General features: G+C 53.5%; 16 protein-coding genes and 1 pseudogene. 8 read left to right on the top strand and 9 right to left on the bottom strand.

The window, feature by feature from the left end:
• The first annotated feature begins 222 nt into the window (after positions 1 to 222).
• The 4 genes from PORUE0001_RS00760 (at position 223) to PORUE0001_RS00745 (ending at position 3,052) form a co-directional block, all read left to right on the top strand.
• Complete coding sequence (locus tag PORUE0001_RS00760; RefSeq protein ID WP_232501374.1) at positions 223 to 1,440, top strand: MFS transporter; 1,218 nt, start codon at positions 223 to 225, stop codon at positions 1,438 to 1,440.
• 46 nt (positions 1,441 to 1,486) lie between these two features.
• Complete coding sequence (locus PORUE0001_RS00755) at positions 1,487 to 1,897, top strand: MliC family protein (RefSeq protein WP_100067353.1); 411 nt, start codon at positions 1,487 to 1,489, stop codon at positions 1,895 to 1,897.
• Positions 1,898 to 2,000: 103 nt separating this feature from the next.
• Entirely contained in the window at positions 2,001 to 2,450 is a 450-nt protein-coding gene (locus PORUE0001_RS00750; protein WP_007364520.1) for a hypothetical protein, read from the top strand.
• 32 nt (positions 2,451 to 2,482) lie between these two features.
• Positions 2,483 to 3,052: a cob(I)yrinic acid a,c-diamide adenosyltransferase gene (locus tag PORUE0001_RS00745; protein ID WP_007364521.1), complete on the top strand. Its 570-nt coding sequence runs from the start codon at positions 2,483 to 2,485 to the stop codon at positions 3,050 to 3,052.
• 120 nt (positions 3,053 to 3,172) lie between these two features.
• Here the strand turns inward: PORUE0001_RS00745 and PORUE0001_RS00740 are convergent, their stop codons facing one another.
• Complete coding sequence (locus PORUE0001_RS00740; protein ID WP_007364533.1) at positions 3,173 to 3,778, bottom strand: response regulator transcription factor; 606 nt, start codon at positions 3,776 to 3,778, stop codon at positions 3,173 to 3,175.
• Between the two features lie 14 nt (positions 3,779 to 3,792).
• A complete protein-coding gene (locus tag PORUE0001_RS00735) occupies positions 3,793 to 4,515 on the bottom strand; it encodes a hemerythrin domain-containing protein (RefSeq protein WP_007364517.1) in 723 nt (240 codons plus the stop codon).
• Positions 4,516 to 5,156: 641 nt separating this feature from the next.
• Between PORUE0001_RS00735 and PORUE0001_RS00730 the strand changes: the two genes are divergently transcribed.
• From PORUE0001_RS00730 to PORUE0001_RS00715, 4 genes and pseudogenes are all read left to right on the top strand, one after another.
• Positions 5,157 to 5,810 carry a PASTA domain-containing protein gene (locus PORUE0001_RS00730; RefSeq protein ID WP_039865152.1) on the top strand — a complete coding sequence of 218 codons (654 nt, stop codon included), beginning with the start codon at positions 5,157 to 5,159 and terminating at the stop codon, positions 5,808 to 5,810.
• A pseudogene (locus PORUE0001_RS00725) lies at positions 5,794 to 6,917 on the top strand (RluA family pseudouridine synthase). Before PORUE0001_RS00730 ends, PORUE0001_RS00725 begins: the two are co-directional and overlap by 17 nt.
• 28 nt (positions 6,918 to 6,945) lie before the next feature.
• Positions 6,946 to 7,935, top strand: coding sequence for a D-alanine--D-alanine ligase family protein (locus PORUE0001_RS00720; RefSeq protein WP_007364523.1), 990 nt, complete (start codon positions 6,946 to 6,948; stop codon positions 7,933 to 7,935).
• A complete protein-coding gene (locus PORUE0001_RS00715) occupies positions 7,932 to 9,104 on the top strand; it encodes a hypothetical protein (protein WP_007364535.1) in 1,173 nt (390 codons plus the stop codon). The genes PORUE0001_RS00720 and PORUE0001_RS00715 overlap by 4 nt, the downstream gene beginning before the upstream one ends.
• 74 nt (positions 9,105 to 9,178) lie before the next feature.
• Here the strand turns inward: PORUE0001_RS00715 and trmD are convergent, their stop codons facing one another.
• The 7 genes from trmD to PORUE0001_RS00680 form a co-directional block, all read right to left on the bottom strand.
• Positions 9,179 to 9,856, bottom strand: a complete 678-nt coding sequence (trmD, locus tag PORUE0001_RS00710; protein WP_007364529.1) for a tRNA (guanosine(37)-N1)-methyltransferase TrmD — start codon at positions 9,854 to 9,856, stop codon at positions 9,179 to 9,181.
• Between the two features lie 277 nt (positions 9,857 to 10,133).
• Positions 10,134 to 12,245, bottom strand: coding sequence for a S46 family peptidase (locus tag PORUE0001_RS00705; protein WP_007364527.1), 2,112 nt, complete (start codon positions 12,243 to 12,245; stop codon positions 10,134 to 10,136).
• 42 nt (positions 12,246 to 12,287) lie between these two features.
• Positions 12,288 to 14,060: a DUF389 domain-containing protein gene (locus PORUE0001_RS00700; RefSeq protein WP_007364534.1), complete on the bottom strand. Its 1,773-nt coding sequence runs from the start codon at positions 14,058 to 14,060 to the stop codon at positions 12,288 to 12,290.
• Between the two features lie 153 nt (positions 14,061 to 14,213).
• Positions 14,214 to 14,585, bottom strand: a complete 372-nt coding sequence (gene crcB, locus PORUE0001_RS00695) for a fluoride efflux transporter CrcB (RefSeq protein WP_007364531.1) — start codon at positions 14,583 to 14,585, stop codon at positions 14,214 to 14,216.
• A 129-nt stretch (positions 14,586 to 14,714) separates the two neighbouring features.
• Entirely contained in the window at positions 14,715 to 15,470 is a 756-nt protein-coding gene (locus tag PORUE0001_RS00690) for a succinate dehydrogenase/fumarate reductase iron-sulfur subunit (RefSeq protein ID WP_007364516.1), read from the bottom strand.
• A 24-nt stretch (positions 15,471 to 15,494) separates the two neighbouring features.
• The gene (locus PORUE0001_RS00685; protein WP_007364530.1) at positions 15,495 to 17,438 is read right to left on the bottom strand and encodes a fumarate reductase/succinate dehydrogenase flavoprotein subunit; all 1,944 of its coding nucleotides are present in this window, start codon (positions 17,436 to 17,438) and stop codon (positions 15,495 to 15,497) included.
• 29 nt (positions 17,439 to 17,467) lie between these two features.
• Positions 17,468 to 18,211, bottom strand: coding sequence for a succinate dehydrogenase cytochrome b subunit (locus PORUE0001_RS00680; protein ID WP_039865150.1), 744 nt, complete (start codon positions 18,209 to 18,211; stop codon positions 17,468 to 17,470).
• Between the last annotated feature and the right edge of the window lie 219 nt (positions 18,212 to 18,430).

Raw genomic sequence — 18,430 nt, 5'->3', positions numbered from 1 at the left:
GAGCTGCTGTGCTACCATACATAGCGCTCTAGTAGAACTAACAATAAAAGAGGTCACCAACCGCAAGAGTCTTCCGCAACCTTTGCTAGGAGCATGTGATGCGAGGAATTTGTGCTTGGTGACTTCTTTTTTCTATAACTTTGCAGCGGATTAGACAAGTAGGTTCGTATGCCGACCCCTTCGATAGCAAATAAGCCGAACTATCTCGGACCCTTTATAACTATGGTGATCATGATGACCGTCATCGGCTTCATCACGAGCATCAATCAGCAATTCCAAGCCCCTATTCAGAGCGCCTATCTGCACTCGGCAGGAGCCTGGACCAATAGCTTTACGACGCTACTTATCTTCGCCTTCTTCCTCTCGTACTTGGTGCTGGGACCTACCTCGGCACGCTTTGTGGAGCGACACGGCTACAAGATGACGATCGTCAGAGGGTTGCTTTTGCTGGCAGGAGGGATCCTACTCTTTATCCTCTCGGCACTACTCTTCATGCACACCTCACTATGGCTCACGCTCTCTGAGACGGTGCAGCTACCAGTGAGCTACTTCATCTTCCTGCTCGGCTCCTTCGTCTGCGGGGCAGGTATCACCTTCATGCAGTCGTCGGTCAATCCCTATCTCATCGCTTGTGCCGTCCCTGGTACCTCCGCCGTGCAACGGCAAAACATTGGAGGCGTGGGCAACTCGACGATGACTATGCTGGCGCCACTCTTCGTCTCGATGGTTATCTTCGGCGGGGTGGCTGACCTCAAGGACGTACAGATCCAGGAAGTAGTCCTGCCGATGACGATCCTGATGGCCGTCGTGCTAGTCCTCTCTTACGTGGTGAGGCGACTCCACGTCCCGCACATCGAGGGCACGACGAGTGGCGAGGATGCCCAGGTGAGCTTCAAGACGGTGTGGCGCATACCACGTGTGCGACTCGGCTGCATAGCACTCTTCTGCTACGTCGGTGTCGAGGTCTGTATCGGTGCCAACATCATCCTATATGGTAAGGACGACCTAGGTCTGAGCTATAATACGGTAGCTCTCTACGCAACGCTCTACTGGGGCGCTATGCTAGTAGGTCGTTTCGTCAGTAGTTTCCTCAGCCGTGTGACTGACCGCAAGCTACTATGGGTGACGACGCTCCTCTCTGCAATCCTTATTCTGATCGCCGTCGTGACCAATCAGCCTTACTGGCTCATTGCCGTAGGACTTTGTCACTCGGTTATGTGGGGCGCTATCTATTCGCTAGCTCTCAAGGGGCTAGGAAGCCTCGCCACGCGAGCTTCTGGAGTACTCTTGATGGGACTCATCGGTGGGGCACTCTTACCCTTCCTCCAGAGTGTGCTAGCAGACCTCCTCGGAGGGTATCACTATACATGGCTCCTCGTCGTCGGAGGCGAGCTGTACATGCTTTACTACGCCTTGCTGGGCTCCCGCTTTAAGGAGTAGCAGGCTTGATCAATCGGATCTATTCACTTTAATCAATCATATGAATATGAAAAAGTTTATGCTAATCGTAGCTGCTGGTCTAGCACTAGTAGCTTGCAACACGGAAAAGAAGGACGCTACGGCTACCACCGAGGACTCTACGGCTATCGTCGCAGAGGCTCCTGTAGTTGCTGAGCCCGAGGTCTTCAACTACGCTACGGCTGACGGCAAGCAGCACTTTGAGCTGACTGTCACTGGCGAGAACCGTGAGACAGCAACACTCAAGGATGTCGAGGGCAACGTTGTCTACGACATGAAGAACGCTGAGAGCGCTGACGGTGTTAAGTGGACGAGCGAGGATGGTCACTCTTTCTGGACGAAGGGTGATACTTTCACCTTCTTCGAGGGTGACAAGCAGCTCTGCGAGGGTGCTCTAGTCGTAGAGGCTCCTGCTACCGAGGCTCCAGCAGCTGAGTAATCTTAGCTTATAACGAAATAGACATGCGAAGGCAAGCTGATGGATCATTGGCTCGTCTTCGCATGACTCTATTTATATAGTACGGTCATCTTCTGATCATACGATGGCAACTCCTCTCCAGCGCTGGTGGACTTCGCTAGGGCATGGCGTTCACTCGCCGACAGCCTTTCGGCTTATCACGCTAATCCTAGATCAGCGTGGTGTAGCGTACTACCCAGAGCATCGGGTGGCGCTCCACGATCTGGATCATATGCTGGATCATCGACAGAAGCAACTAGCCCTCCAGCTACTCCATCAGTGGCCACTCACGCAGTTGGTCACGCAGTACGATGAGACGCTCGCTTACGACCGTGCTCTGATCCTATGGCAAGACGCACCGCTAGCCGAGATGCCGTGGGACACTGGTTCTATCCTTTGGCATGTCGGGCGAAAGGTGCCGCACTCCTTTAGCCAGAGAGAGTCGGGCATGATGGTCGACTATGGTGCTGGACAGCTACTCTTCTTAGACCATAAGTTGCCCTGCCAAAACTTCTGGACACGCATCAGACATTAACCCTATTACCTACTCAAAGCAAACATACAACTATGAAGAAAAGCCCCGTATATACTCGCCGTGGTGACGATGGAACCACAGGACTCGTCGGTGGTACACGTATCTCCAAGGGACACATCCGTCTCGAGTGCTACGGCACGGTCGATGAGCTCAATAGCCATATCGGTGTCCTCCTCGCAGAGGATCTGACAGAGGAGACGCACGACTTCCTACTCCGCTTGCAGCATATCCTCTTCAACGTGGCGGGCAGTCTAGCCACTCCTCCCGATCAAGAGGAATACCTTGCAGCTATGAAGATAGACCCCACGGATATTGAGAAACTGGAGCATAAGATCGACGAACTAGACGCTACGCTCCCTCGTCTCAGAGAGTTCGTCCTCCCCTCGGGTGGTCGTACGGCTGCGCTCTGTCACGTCTGCCGCACCGTCTGCCGTCGTGCTGAGCGCAATATCTACCGTCTCCGTGAGGAGAGTCGTGTGGATGATTTGATCGTTCGCTTTGTCAATCGTCTGAGCGACTACTTCTTTGTCCTCGCTCGTACCGAGGCGCTGCGGACTTACGGCTCAGAGGTTACTTGGAATAGAGGGTACAGTACGCTGTAAGCGAAGAGAGAAGTTAGAGGTTAGAGATTAGAAGTTAGAGATTAGCTAGTGCCTCTAGTACTCCTAGTACTCCTAGAAACCAATCTCTAATCTCTAACTTCTAATCTCTAACTTCTAATCTCAAATCCCCTTCGCCTCTTCCATCGAGATGAGGTTGTTCATTAGGGCGTAGATCGTCAGACCGCTAGGCGAGTGGATATCTAGCTTGGCGGCTATGTTGCGTCGGTGTGTGACCACCGTGTGCGGGGAGAGGTGTAGCACATCTGCTATCTCCTTATTCGTCAGTCCACGAGCCACCCATGTGACCACTTCGCACTCTCGCTGTGATAGCGGGTTTTGCTTAGACTCGTCGCTCTCTATCAGTTCCACCTCAGGTTGCTCAGACTCCTGAATCTGTTGTATCAGGCTCTGCGGATCGACCGTTGGTAGGCAGACGAAGCTGTAGCCTTTGTAGAGGTCCTCTGGTAGGAGATTGTGATTGATCGCTACGACGGTAGCTTCCTTACCCGTGGGGAGCAGGTCGGGGTTGTACTGTACACCCGTCAGGAGCGGGTTGGCAATGATGATGTCAGGTGCGATAAATGTGATATGCTGTCGCAAAGCATCGGGATCGAGTAGGTCCACGCATAGCTGTACGGAAGAGTCGGGGAATCCTCTCCGTAGTGCTAGTTGTAAGCCATAAGCGAGGAGCTTATGAGGCTCTATGATTAGTATAGTGTGTTGCATCCGTTAGGGGTCGTTTATGCGTGTCTATTGCTAGCTTGGAGCGCCTCCTCCTTCTGCTTGATAAGCGGTACGAAGAGACAATCCTCGATATGGTTGTGCCACATCAGGTCACTCTCGGTGGTAAAAAGCTCGTGCAGCACATTCGTCAGCGCATAGTCTCCCATCGACTGATAGTACTTGATGAGAATATTCTTTAGATCCGTGATTTTCATCTCTATATGATCGTGTCTACTCTCGAATTCATCGATCGAGTAGCCTTTGTCGCGCTCACCCTTTAGCAGACGATGCACGTAGGGGAAGAGCACCTCGTCCTCGTATCCCATATGCTTGTGCACCTCCTCGACGTAAGCATCGTAGAAGCGGTGGATCAAAGCAGCTACCTCTGGCGAACCCTCCTCTACAGCGGTGAAAAGGTCTCCTCGCAGATCGGGTAGCTTGTAGTCCAGGAAGTAGTGATGCGACCGCTGCAGGTAAGTGATGAGAGACTCAGCCGAGATCTCTTGTAGTAGTTCCTCGGGGACCGTGTCAGACTGAGTCGTCAGTATGTTGACGACAGCTAGGAGCGTATTCGTATCCACTCCATTGGCTTGACACACCTCATCCACGCTCTTGTCGCCGAAGCCTAGAGGGATGCCAAAGCGGGTGATCACCATGAGCAGGTCGTAGTGCGTCAGGATCAACTTGCTCAGAGAGGTCTGAGCGTCAAAGGGATGGTTTAGGAGGGTAGGAGGATTCATGGGTCGAATAGTTTTTTAGAATAGAGCGTGTTGCTCTTACTAGTTAGATATTACAAGCAAAGATACAAATGATTCGTAAACTGCCATATACCTATCAGTAGGTAGGGGTTGGAGATTAGAGGTTAGAGGTGAGAAGTTAGAGATTAGAGATTCGATCGTTCAGATGGTTCTGAGAGCTCCGAGGGCTCCGATATTTCTAGCTAGCGAGTCGCCAGCAGCTGACAGCTCCTCACAGCAGCTCAACCCACACCTCCGAGGAAATCGAAAATGCCTCGGTAGAAAACGAAAATCCTCCACGGAGGAATGAAAAAATTCTTCCGAACTTTGATTTGCTTCTTCCGAAGTTTCATTTCATTCTTCCGAACTTTTATTTCCCGGTTCCGTGGAGAAATTTTGTTTGCTCGCTGGAGATTTCGGATTCCCTACCGAGGGGAGAGACGAGAGGGGTGAGATGAGAAGTTAGAGATTAGAGGTTAGAGATTAGAAAAACAGAGATCAGAACCATCGGAGAGATCAGAGCCATCAGAGCCATCGGATACGTGTAACCCGAACCTCTAATCTCTAACTTCTAATCTCTAACTTCTAACCTCTAATCACTAATTTCCTTACCTTTGCATAGTCTCCGCTAATAGATATACCCTATGCGACGTCCTACTCTATTGATTCATATTGGTCTGATGATACTAGCTTCGGTCATCATCGTACTCCTAGCACTCCTCTGGATGAACCTCTTCACGCGCCACGGCTCATCGGTCGAGATACCTGACATATACGGTCTGCCAGAGAGCGAGGCGGAGCAACTCCTGGACAAAGCTCATCTGCGCTACGAGATCATAGACTCGGTCTACACGACAGAAGTGCCCAAGGGGGCTGTCTATGACTTAACACCCAAGGCTGGTAGCAAAGTCAAAGCGGGGCGTATCATCTTCATCACGCTCAATGCTTACTGCCCTCGCAACGGGATCATACCCTCGCTCATTGATGTCTCCGAGCGACAGGCACGGGCTCGACTCATCAGCCTAGGCTTCGAACACATCACCCCCAGCTACGTCGCAGGTTCCTTCGACGGTCTAGTTATGGGGGTACAGCTTCCCTCTGGTCAAACGTTAGCACCTGGTACTCGCGTACCACTCTCCACACCGCTCATACTACTAATCTCTGTCTCAACTAGAGATAGTATACCGCATGGTACGCTACAGCCTTACGACTCGATCACGGGATCGGGAGGATCTGCTATTCCAAGTGACTCGACATCACACTCCTTAGAGCCTGACGATGATGAGTCCTGGATGTAACCCCGACAAGGAGCCACTACCCCTTGACGAGCAGGAGCTAGAGGAGGATCTCATCGCTACAGACGAGGAGGATCAGTGGGTCGCTGGGTCGCACGGCGAGGAGCTTTACGAGCATTACCGCGTACGGGTAGATCCAGGGCAGACGCCCCTGCGCATTGACCGCTTCCTGGTGGATCGTATGCCGCACACTTCGCGCCATCGCATACAGCTAGCTGCCAAGGCGGGACTCATATGGGTGGACGGAGAGCCAGTCAAGAGCAACTACAAGGTGAAGCCCCTAGAGACCATCACCATGATGCTGGCTCACCCAAAGCAGGACTGGTCGATCACTCCAGAGGATATACCACTTGACATAGTCTATGAGGATGATCAGCTACTGGTAGTCAATAAGCCCGCAGGCATGGTCGTACACCCTGGTCATGGCAACTACAGTGGCACGCTCGTCCATGCACTTGCGTACTACCTACGTAACGACCCACTCTACGACCCCAACGATGCCTCTGTAGGACTGGTACACCGCATTGACAAGGACACCAGTGGACTTCTCCTTGTAGCAAAGCGCACTGAGGCGAAGATACGACTGGCGAGACAGTTCTTTCTCAAGACCACGGGACGGCGCTACCAAGCTCTTGTCTGGGGCAAGCTGGATCAACCACAAGGCACGATCAGGGCAATATAGCACGTGACCCTCGCGACCGTACCCGTATGACGGTCTACCCGCCGACGAGTGAGATAGGCAAGCCAGCCGTGACGCACTATACGGAGCTAGAGCGACTAGGCTTCGTGACGCTCATAGCGTGTGAACTGGAGACGGGACGTACGCATCAGATACGTGCTCACATGAAGTCTATCGACCACCCGCTCTTTGGCGATGAGCGCTATGGCGGAGACCAAATTCTCTGGGGACAGCGCACCAGCTCTTACCAGCAGTTTGTCAATAACTGCCTCAAGATATGCCCTCGTCAGGCATTGCACGCTGAGACTCTTGCCTTTGACCACCCCACGACGGGAGAGCGGATGCACTTCTCAGCACCACTACCCGACGATATGAGCCAGCTCATAGAGAAGTGGAGACGCTATGTGGCACCCCTCGAACTCTCTAACTAAGAATCATTGCAATATCCCATCATACCTTATGGACAAACCCAACATTGCGATCATCTGTGGCGGATACTCTGGCGAGGCTGAGGTCTCGCAGCGCAGCGCCCAGACGATCCTCAAGCAGATTGATCAGAGCCTCTTCACTCCTTACCTGGTCACCATCACAGCCGATGCGTGGAGTGTGACCGATGCCACAGGTCGTGAGGGGACGATAGATCGTGCACTAGTCGCACGCTTTGGCGCAGAGGAGGTCACCTTCGCAGTAGCTTACATTACCATCCACGGTACCCCTGGAGAGAATGGTCTCCTGCAGGGTTACCTTGATATGCTCGGCATCCCCTACACGACGGGGGGCGTGCTCTGCGAGGCTTTGACCTTCAATAAGGAGGCGTGCAACGCTTACCTAGCGCATCACGGCTTGCGCATCGCTCGCTCGCAGCGGCTCCACAATCAGACGAAGGAGCTCTCACCCGAAGAGCAGCAGCAGATCGAGTCAACGCTACGTCTACCGCTCTTTGTCAAGCCTAATACAGGAGGCTCCAGCATCGCTACGACGCGCATCGAGCAGTGGGATCAGCTCGCCACGGCGGTGGTGGACGCTTACACGGCTGCACCCGATGTGCTCGTTGAGGAGTGTATTGTGGGCACCGAGGTGACCTGTGGTTGCGTGATCCTTCCCGACGAAGCTTTCGCACTGCCCGTTACGGAGGTGGTGGCACACGATACTTTCTTCGACTATGACGCTAAGTACTACGGCAAGAGCGACGAGATAACGCCAGCACGCATATCGCCTGAGCTGACGCAGCGGGTACAGGAGACTTCGCTAACGATCGCCCACCTACTAGACTGCTACGGCTTCGTACGCATAGACTTTATCATTGAGGCGGACGGCATCCCCACATTGCTAGAGGTCAATACGACTCCTGGCATGACGGAGGCGAGCTTCATACCTCAGCAGGTACGCGCTGCTGGACTACAGCTGAGCGACCTCATCACACGTATCATCAAGAGCAAACTATCATGACCACACACACTGCCCCACAGCCCTACGAGTACGACTCGATACGTCCCTACCTCGACGAGGAGGTGCCTGCTGTCGTCGCACAGCTTGCCAACCAACCTGAGCTACGCCACGTCCTATCGGCGCTGCTCTCAGAGGAGGAGACAACGGCACTGATACAGCAACTGAAAGGTATCCATAGCGTTGACGACTTTAAGCAACGCATATCCTACCACCTCGTGGTACAGCTGGCGAAGCGTACCACTTTCTCCGTATCGCTCAGCGGTGCCAGTAGACTAGGCGGTGACCTGCCGACGACTTTCATTACAAACCATAGGGACATCATCCTTGACTCAGCCTTCCTCAATCTAGTCATGCGAGAGCGCAACTACTTGATGCCTCGCATTGCTATCGGTGACAACCTCTTCGGCAGACCGTGGATCGAGGCGGTGGTCAAGCTCAACGACTCTTTTGTCGTGCGTCGCTCGCTTCCGATCCGTCAGATGCTTCTGGCAGCTCAGGCGCTCTCCGCTTTTATCGATCAGAGCATACAACAGGACCACAAGTCGGTCTGGATCGCCCAGCGTGAGGGTCGCGCCAAGGATAATAGCGACAAAACACAGCCGAGCGTCCTCAAGATGATTGCTTCCTCGCAAAGCAACGACCCGCTGACTCAGCTGATGCGTGTCAACATCGCCCCCACAACTATTAGCTATGAGTACGATCCTTGCGACATCCTCAAGGCGTGCGAGCTACTCTGGCGCAAGCATCACCCTGAGGAGCAGTATGTCAAGGGCCCCGAGGAGGACTTGATCAATATGAAGACGGGCCTACTCGGCTACAAGGGGCGGGTACACTTTGCCATCGGTAAGCGACTCAACGAGTTGATCACGCCTGAGCTAGAGGCTGAGCTACGCGCCCTGCCGAAGCAACAGCTCTATCCACGACTGGCTGAGCTCATAGACACGGAGCTGCATAGCAACTACCGCTTCTACCCGATCAACTACATCGCCTACGACCTCCTCCACCCGCACAAAGCGCATCCGAAGGAGCTCTACAGTGAGGCTGACAAAGAAAAAGCGCTCCGCTACATCGAGGAGCAGATAGCTAAAGCACCGACGGATGCTTACAGCGCCGACGAACTGCGCACGCAACTCCTCCAGATGTACGCCCAGCCACTCTGCAACGCCTAAACAAGAAATCGGAGTAATCAAAGGTATCACACCTCTGATTACTCCGATCATGCCAAGACTTCTGACGCTCTAATCTACTCCTCCAGCAGGTCTGGACGGAGCGCTTGCGTACGGGCGACTGCCTGCTCGTGTTCCCACTGCGCTATGCGCGCTTCGTGCCCACTCAGCAGGATCTCCGGTACGCGCCATCCTTTGTACTCAGCGGGGCGGGTGTACATAGGCGGCGTGAGCAGACCGTCCTGAAAGGAGTCGCTCAGCGCACTATCCGCATCGCCTAGGACGCCTGGTATGAGCCGTATGGTCGCATCGGCAATGATCGCTGCTGCCAGTTCGCCACCCGTCAGGACATAGTCTCCGATGGAGATCTCACGGGTGATGAGATGCTCACGGATACGATGGTCGATCCCCTTGTAGTGTCCGCAGAGGATGATGATGTTCTCCATGAGACTCAGCTCATTGGCAACGGCTTGCGTGAGCACTGGCGCATCGGGTGCCGTGAAGATAACCTCGTCATAAGGGCGCTGGCTACGCAACTCGGTGATGATGCGGTCGATCGGCTCGATGGACATGAGCATCCCCGCAGCGCCACCGTAGGGGTAGTCGTCGATGCGTCCCCAGCGATTGGTCGCGTAGTCGCGTAACTGATGGATATGTACCTCGGCAAAGCCCTCTCGCTGTGCCCGCCCCACGATAGAGGTCGAGACAAAGGGCTCGATCATCTCAGGCAGTACGGTGATAATGTCTATGCGCATATGAGTGTGTGGTCAAAATAGTAGTCAAAGCGGGACGTGTAACGGTTGTAGGGACGCACGATCTGTGCGTCCGTTCCCGTTAAAACCATGTCGCTGGAACATTTGACGGAATGGTCTTCGTAACTTTTGATACAACGGACGCACAGATCGTGCGTCCCTACAGCGGGTTACACGTCAAAATCGCTACACGTCTAGTTTTAACGGGAACGGACGCACGAGCCGTGCATCCCTACAAAGGGTTACACGACCGTGCGTCACGATTACGTTGTTTCCTCGCTTATGCGAAGGTCAGCTCCTGGATCAGGCGGGGGCACTTAGCCCACTTGTCGATCATGAAGAGGACGTAGCGGATATCTACCGAGATCGTGCGCTGTAGGTCAGGCTCAAACTCGATGTCACCACTCATAGCCTCCCAGTTGCCATCGAAGGCAAGACCGATGAGATTACCGTTCTTGTCGAAGACAGGGCTACCTGAGTTACCACCCGTGATATCGTTGTCCGAGAGGAAGCAGGTGAACAGGTGATTGCCCACACCGTAGGGTGCGAAGTTAGCAGGATCGCTCAGTAGCTTGAGGATCTCAGGCTGTACGGCGAACTCGCTACTGTTGGGGTTCTGCTTTTGGAAGACACCACGCTCCGTCGTGAAGTAGTAGTACCACGCACCATCACCTGGCTCGTAGCCGAGGATACGACCGTAGCTCATACGCATCGTGAAGTTAGCGTCTGATGGACGAAGGGCCTTAGGCTGGAACTCGCTCATAGCTGCAAAGAGCTCACGCTTACCCTTCTCAATCTTGTTGTTGTACTCTAGATACGTATCCAGCAGAGAGGAGTAGTACATTAGGACGCTTTGGACAAGCTCCTGTACAGGGTCGTTAGCGAGGGTCTCCTTTATCTTGTTCTGATCCATAGCTAGTACAGACATCATCTTATCCTCATAAGGTATGATACTGTTGGCAAAAAGCTCCTCAGCATAAGCCTTGTAGTCACCGCCGAAGCGCTCGTCTATGACCTGATAGATGAAGGGTAGATTGTCCGCAGGGAGCTTCGTGCGTAGCAGAGCAAGCATAGCGGGGAGTACCTCACGGTCTAGGTTAGGCAGGTAGTCCTTGTAGAGCCCCTCCAGCTCCTTCTTGTCACCAGACTTAGCAGCACCCATAGCCTGATAGCCGAGCCATACGATCTCGCTACCGCTCAGCATCGTCTCGATTACATAGTTGAGCTGACGATTGTAAGGAGCGATCTCCTCGTAAGCACGCTTTAGGTCGGGTAGAATGTTGCCGTAAGGCTTGCCCGTACGAGCCACCCACTGAGTGAATGCCTCCTCCTCGACACGCTTACGGTCTACGACGTGAAGCTTCTCTAGACCACGGTTCATACCGATTGAGTTCTTCCAGTAGTTCGCGCTCTGAGCATACTTACTAGCGTACTTGATGCGGGTAGCTTGGTCAGCGTCCATAGCACGCTTCCAGATCTCCTGCTTGACACCACGAGCCTCGATGCGGGGAGCGTTCTCATTCTCGATACGATCGATCACACCGTAAGAAGTTAGGTAACGATCAGTAGAGCCTGGGAAGCCAATGGTCATCGCGTAGTCCTGCTCTTGGTAACCCTTTAGAGAAACCTTTGTGTAGTAGACAGGACGGTAAGGTTTATTGCTAGCTGAGTACTCAGCAGGCTTATTGTTGGCATCAGCATAGACACGGAAGACGCTAAAGTCGCCCGTGTGGCGAGGCCACATCCAGTTGTCCGTATCACCGCCAAACTTACCAACGCTGCTCGGTGGAGTCATCACGAGACGAACATCCTTAAACTCGTCGTAGATGACGACATAGTACTTATTGCCAGCGTAAAATGGAGTTACCTCCACAGCGTCAAAGGGAGACTTCGTGTACTCCTTGACAATCTCCTCAGAGACCTTTTCGATCTTCTCCTGGCGCTGAGCCTCGTCCGTGATGCCAGCGACAGCCTGCTCGATGCGAGCCGTCACATCGATCTGCGCACGGAGGTACTTGACAGAGAGCCCTGGGATCGGCAGCTCCTCACGGAAAGATTGAGAGGCGAAGCCGTCACGCAGATAGTCATGCTCTACCGTACTCTGGCTCTGGATCGCATCGTAGCCGCAGTGGTGGTTCGTAAAGAGTAGTCCCTGATTAGAGACTGTGATACCCGTACAGCCACCTCCGAAGATGACCACGCCACGTGCTATCGATGGCTTGTCTAGATTGTAGAGCTGGTCTAGGGATAGGTTAAAGCCCAGCTCACGCATGCGAGCTTCGTTTTGCTCGTTAAGCTCACTGAGTACCCACATGCCCTTGTCGGCACGTGCTGTAGCACTGCACACGAGGAGTGCACAGAGGGTCAGGAGCAAGGTCTGTAGTTTATTCATAAGACGCTTATCTATTTAAAGTTAGTATTCTATTCTACTTAGTTAGTTCGTTAGGATCAGTTGGAGCGCATCCGCTTTGGTCCGCTTCTGTAGCCACTCCTCCAGCTTGTTACGCTCCGCTGGGGATATACGGTGCGACGGAGTCGTCACGAGGATATGGAGGACTGAGTCTTGCCCCTGGATAAACTCCATCGAGGGCATCAGCCGCACCTGACTTATGTCCGTAAAGACGGCTCGCGCCTCATCGCTCACATCGTGCGTCAGCGACTTGTAGTAGTCGTAGCGCAGGAGCGTACGACGCAGTGAGTCGATCTCGGCACGCTGCTCAGAGGCCGTGCGCTCGGACCGCTCGTAGAGGTCACGCAGCAGGACACCGCCCAGCTGCTCGTAGTCCGTAGGAGCTTCGTTGTCAAAGCCTTGGTGCACCTGTAGCTCGAGGCTTGACAAGCCGTAGCTAGGGAGCAAGGTTGCGATACTGTCGATCGCCTGAGCAGAGAGTGGTTTGCCGATCAGCACCACATCTATGTAAGGTGCCTTTCCGCCCTCGCCACGTACCAGCGACTGGCGGATCACCTGATGATCTGACGAGACAAAGTGGTCTGCGACAAACTGCTTGGCACGCTGCTCCTGATAGGAGTCGCGCACCAGACGGACACTCAGGTAGATGCTTGGTATGAGCGTGCAGACCGCTATGATGGTGATCCAGCGATAGCTTCGCTTGCGTATATCCCCCGAGGCAACCGTTTTCATGGGGAAGCGCATGATGCGCACCATCACAAAGGTGGCAAAAGCGATAAAGACCGAGTTAATGATGTAAAGGTAGATGGCACCGAAGAAGAAAGCCCAGTTGCCCGTGGCTATGCCAAAACCTGCCGTACAGAGCGGAGGCATGAGCGCCGTAGCGATAGCCACGCCTGGGAGCACCTGTCCCTTGCTCTTGCTACTACCCGCGATCAGTCCCGCAGCACCACCGAAGAAAGCGATCAAGACATCGTAGATCGACGGCTCCGTACGTCCCAGTAGCTCACTACCAGGCTGGTCTAGTGGGGTCAAGAGGAAGTAGATCGTGGCGGTCGTGATGCTAAAGAGTGTCGTCAGCGCGAGGTTGCGCAGCGACTTGCGCACCAAGTCTAGGTCGGCAATGCCAAAGCCTAGTCCGAAGCCGATGATTGGACCCATCAGTGGGGAGATAAGCATCGCACCGATGATCACCGCCGTCGAATTGACATTAAGCCCGATAGAAGCGACGAGGATGGCGCAGATCAGGATCCATAGCTTGGTACCGCGAAACTCCACATCCCCCTTGAGCGACTCAATGGTCGCCACGTCGCCTGCCTTGTCCTCGCGAAAGTCAAGCAACTTGCGTAGCCAGCTCCAAGCACTCATCCACCAAATGTGGCGCTCGGGCTGCTGGCTGTTAGCTATTGGCTGCTGACTGCTGGCCGCTTGAGGCGTAGAGGAGACCTTCTTACTGGAGGCAGGTTGATCTGCAGTGACCGCCACCTTACTCTGGCTCGGCGCTGTAGCAGCCTTGCTAGAGGTAGGTTGATCTGTCGTGACCGCCACCTTACTCTGGCTAGGCGTTGTAGCTGCCTTGCTAGGTGCGGGTTGATTCGCCGTGACCGCCACCTTATTATTCGGTAAGTGTTGGTCGGGAGCTAGATCATGAGCCACCTTATTATATATAGGCGTCGTCGGGCAACTGGTCAGTTCGTCAGCCATCGGCTCGTGATGCTGATGGCGTGCAGACTTTTGCTGAGCGACCAGACGCTTCAGGACGTCAATCGTAGGAGAGGAGTTTTCGGAAGAAGGCATACGATGAATTCGACCAAGTACACATAAGCGACTGCTAAGGTACTCATTTTCTACCACACATGTTGTTGCCTAGAACTACAATCTCGACGGAGCCCATTGGAGTTGTATCAAGAGAAACGAAAGCTCCTCCAAACCACGAAGGCAACGGTGCGTTTAGCTAGCTAGGAGGCGTGACAGAGATAGACCTAACCAGAGAGCTAGCAGGCCGATCAGCACGCTACCAGCGATGTATAGGAGAGCTAATCCGTAAGCGCCCTCGCGAAACATGGAGTAGCTCTCTGCCGTAAAGGTCGAGAAGGTGGTGAACCCGCCACAGAAGCCTGTGATAAAGAGCAATCGCAGATGAGACGTGTCGCTACACAAGCCGATGAGTAGCCCGATGAGAAAGCACCCCACTAGGTTGACTGCGAGCGTCGCCAGCGGTATAGAGCCCGTATAGTGACGTGCTAGCAGGAGTGCTGTAAGGTAGCGCAAGGCACTTCCGATGGCACCACCGAGCGCAACGAGAAGAAGCTGTCTTAGCATAGTTCCTTATCTAAGTTGAGGCCGTCGCTTTTTCCTCTAAGTCTAGAGGAGAGCAACTAAAAAAGGTAGTACCCTCTCTAGATGGGAGAGTACTACCTAATTGATCTATGGATGAGACATCCGCTCGGGTTAGTCGCTCAGCTTGGCAGCGAGGAACTGGCGGTTGAGGCGTGCGATGTGGCTAATGGAGACGCTCTTGGGGCACTCCATCTCGCAGGCACGTGTGTTCGTACAGTTGCCGAAGCCTAGCTCGTCCATCTTAGCGATCATTGCCTTAGCACGCTTGTGAGCCTCAGCACGACCCTGTGGAAGCAGCGCTAGCTGGCTCACCTTAGCCGAGACGAAGAGCATGGCAGATCCGTTCTTGCAGGCAGCAGCGCAAGCGCCACAGCCGATGCAAGAGGCAGCGTCCATTGCTTCGTCCGCCTTGTGCTTAGGGATGGGGATCGAGTTAGCATCAGGTACGCCTCCCGTATTGACCGAGACATATCCACCAGCCTGTATGATCTTGTCATAGGCCGAGCGGTCCACCATCAGGTCACGAATGATCGGAAAGCCCGCAGATCTCCAAGGCTCGACAGTGATCGTGTCACCATCCTTGAAGGTGCGCATGTGCAGCTGACAAGTGGTGATAGCACTGATAGGACCATGGGGGTGTCCATTGACATACATAGAGCACATACCGCAGATACCCTCACGACAGTCGTGGTCGTAGATAACGGGCTCCTTGTCCTCGGCGATGAGCTGCTCGTTGAGTATGTCGATCATCTCAAGAAAAGAAGCGCTCTGAGGCACATCCTTGAGTGCATAGGTCTCAAAGTGTCCCTTCTCGCGGGGACCTCTCTGACGCCATACCTTGACATTGATATTTATATTGTGATCCATTGCTATGATTATCTACAGGGTTGCTTAGTTCTTATAGTTACGCTGGAGACGCTCGGTGAATTCGTATACCAGTGGCTCCTTGTGCATGACGGGGTCTTGACCCTCGCCTTGATACTCCCAGCAGGAGACGTAAGCAAAGTTCTCATCGTCACGCTTTGCCTCACCCTCCTCGGTCTGATGCTCTACGCGGAAGTGTCCACCACAACTCTCCTCACGATCTAGGGCATCGTGAGCCATGAGCTCACCGATCTCCAGGAAGTCTGCTAGACGTAGCGCCTTCTCTAGCTCGATATTAAGGTCGTCGATATTACCTGGTAGGTGGAGGTCACTCCAGAAGACCTTGCGTAGTGCTTTGATCTTCTCGATACCTGTCTGTAGGCCCTCCTTAGAGCGTGCCATGCCGACATACTCCCACATGATATGTCCTAGCTCCTTGTGGATGCTGTCGACCGAGCGCTTGCCGTGCATAGAGGCGATACGCTGGATGCGCTCCTTGAGCGCCTTCTCAGCCTCGTCAAACTCCTTGTGGTCGACGCTAAAGTGCGGTACCTGAATCTGATCCGAGAGATAGTTCTGTATCGTGTAGGGCAGGATGAAGTACCCATCAGCAAGACCCTGCATGAGGGCAGAAGCACCGAGACGGTTAGCACCGTGGTCGGAGAAGTTTGCCTCACCGATCGCAAAGAGCCCTGGGATCGTAGTCTGAAGCTCATAGTCTACCCATAGACCACCCATCGTGTAGTGGATAGCGGGGTAGATCATCATTGGGGTCTCGTAGGGGTTGTCGGCAGTGATCTGCTCGTACATCTGGAAGAGGTTGCCGTACTTGTCCGCAACGACATCACGTCCCATACGCTCGATGGCGTACTTAAAGTCGAGGAAGACGGCAAGCCCCGTATTGTTTACGCCAAAGCCCGCATCGCAGCGCTCCTTAGCAGCACGGCTAGCGACGTCACGAGGCACTAGATTACCGAAGGCTGGGTAGCGACGCTCGAGGTAGAAGTCACGATCCTCCTCAGGGATATCGTTTGCCTTCTTGGTACCAGCCTGTAGCGCCTTAGCGTCCTCTAGCTTCTTGGGTACCCAGATACGACCATCGTTACGGAGCGACTCAGACATAAGCGTTAGCTTAGACTGGAAGTCGCCATGCTCTGGGATACAAGTTGGGTGGATCTGTGCCATACAGGGATTGCCAAAGTAGGCACCCTTCTTGTAGCACTGCCAAGCTGCGGATCCGTTGGAGGCGATAGCGTTTGTCGTGAGGTAGAAGGCGTTGCCGTAACCGCCCGTAGCGATCACTACGGCATGAGCTGCAAAGCGCTCGATGGCACCCGTGATCAGGTTGCGCGCTATGATACCTCTCGCACGACCGTCTATGATGACTAGGTCGAGCATCTCGTGGCGCGTGTAGAGCTTGACGCTACCCTTGTGTACCTGACGGCTCAGCGCTGAGTAAGCACCGAGGAGTAGCTGCTGTCCCGTCTGGCCACGAGCGTAGAATGTACGGGATACCTGCGCACCACCGAAGGAGCGGTTGTCCAGTAGCCCCCCGTACTCACGTGCGAAGGGGACGCCCTGAGCGACACACTGGTCGATGATTTCGTTAGATACCTCTGCGAGACGGTATACGTTTGCCTCACGAGCGCGGTAGTCACCACCCTTGATGGTGTCGTAGTAGAGACGGTAGACGGAGTCGCCGTCGTTCTGATAGTTCTTTGCAGCGTTGATACCACCCTGAGCTGCGATAGAGTGTGCACGTCGTGGAGAGTCCTGGATGCAGAAGTTTAGTACGTTGAAGCCTAGCTCTCCTAGAGAAGCTGCTGCAGAGGCACCCGCTAGACCAGTACCGACGACGATGACATCGAGGAGACGCTTGTTGGCAGGGTTGACCAGCTTCTGATGATTCTTATAGTTAGTCCACTTCTCAGCTAAAGCACCAGCTGGGATTTTGGCATTTATTTCGCTCATATCTCTGATGATTAAGGTAGTTCGTAGATTTAGATGATAGGAAGAGTAGCTACATTAGCCTCAGCAAAGGGGACCGCCTCAGTAAGGCTCTGCGGACCTGAGTAGATGAAGCCAAAGTAAACGACTACAACGGCAAAGATGAGCACTAGTAGTGTGGCGACGATGTAGCTGATGACATGTAGGCGGTTGAACCACTTCTTATTGTTCCACCCGAGAGTCTGCAGTGCACTCCAGAATCCGTGCGTAAGGTGAAACCAAATAGCTACGAGCCATACGAGGTATAGGATAGAGACCCATACATTGCTAAAGGTCTGCACGACGAGCTGGTAACCCTCGGCACTCTCACCACCCGTCCACTCTTGTAGCTGCATCTTGCTCCAGAAGTGTGTCAGGTGGAAGACCAGTAGCCCCAATACGATGATACCCAGAGCAAACATATTCTTGCTCGCCCAGTCTATCTTAGCTCGTGTGAAGATGGCGTAGCGATCATTACCACGTGCCTTACGATTGAGCAGTGTCAGCCATAGGGCGTAGATGATATGTACGATGAAGCCCAGCGCTAGGACGGGAACCATGATCTGTACCAATATGTTGGTACCCATGACGTGACAGGCTTGATTGTACAGCTCCGTAGGGAACTCGCTATTCACATTGATCGCATCGTAGACGGCTAGTAGGTTGATACAGCCATGTAGCAATAGGAAGATAATCAGGAAGAGTCCTGAGAGACTCATGATGAACTTTCTCCCGATTGATGATTTAAAGATCCACATATTTGTTCGTTTGGTTACTTGAGTGATGTTATCAGTTACTGTAGGTCTGTCTAGACATGGCAAATAGCTGTATAGGGGAAGGGCTTCTCAGAGCGCTCTACCGACCTTTTGCGATGCGAGACATCTCCTTTGATCCACAAAGATACAAAATACCTACTATTAACTACTATAATGTCGTCTTAATTTCAGGAGAAGAAGAGATTAGAAGTTAGACTTTAG

Origin of the sequence: Porphyromonas uenonis 60-3 (assembly GCF_000174775.1) — a bacterium.
In the GTDB taxonomy this organism is placed as follows: domain Bacteria; phylum Bacteroidota; class Bacteroidia; order Bacteroidales; family Porphyromonadaceae; genus Porphyromonas; species Porphyromonas uenonis_A.
The sequence above is the reverse complement of the archived record's forward strand: the minus strand, read 5'-3'. Positions and strand labels throughout refer to the sequence as shown.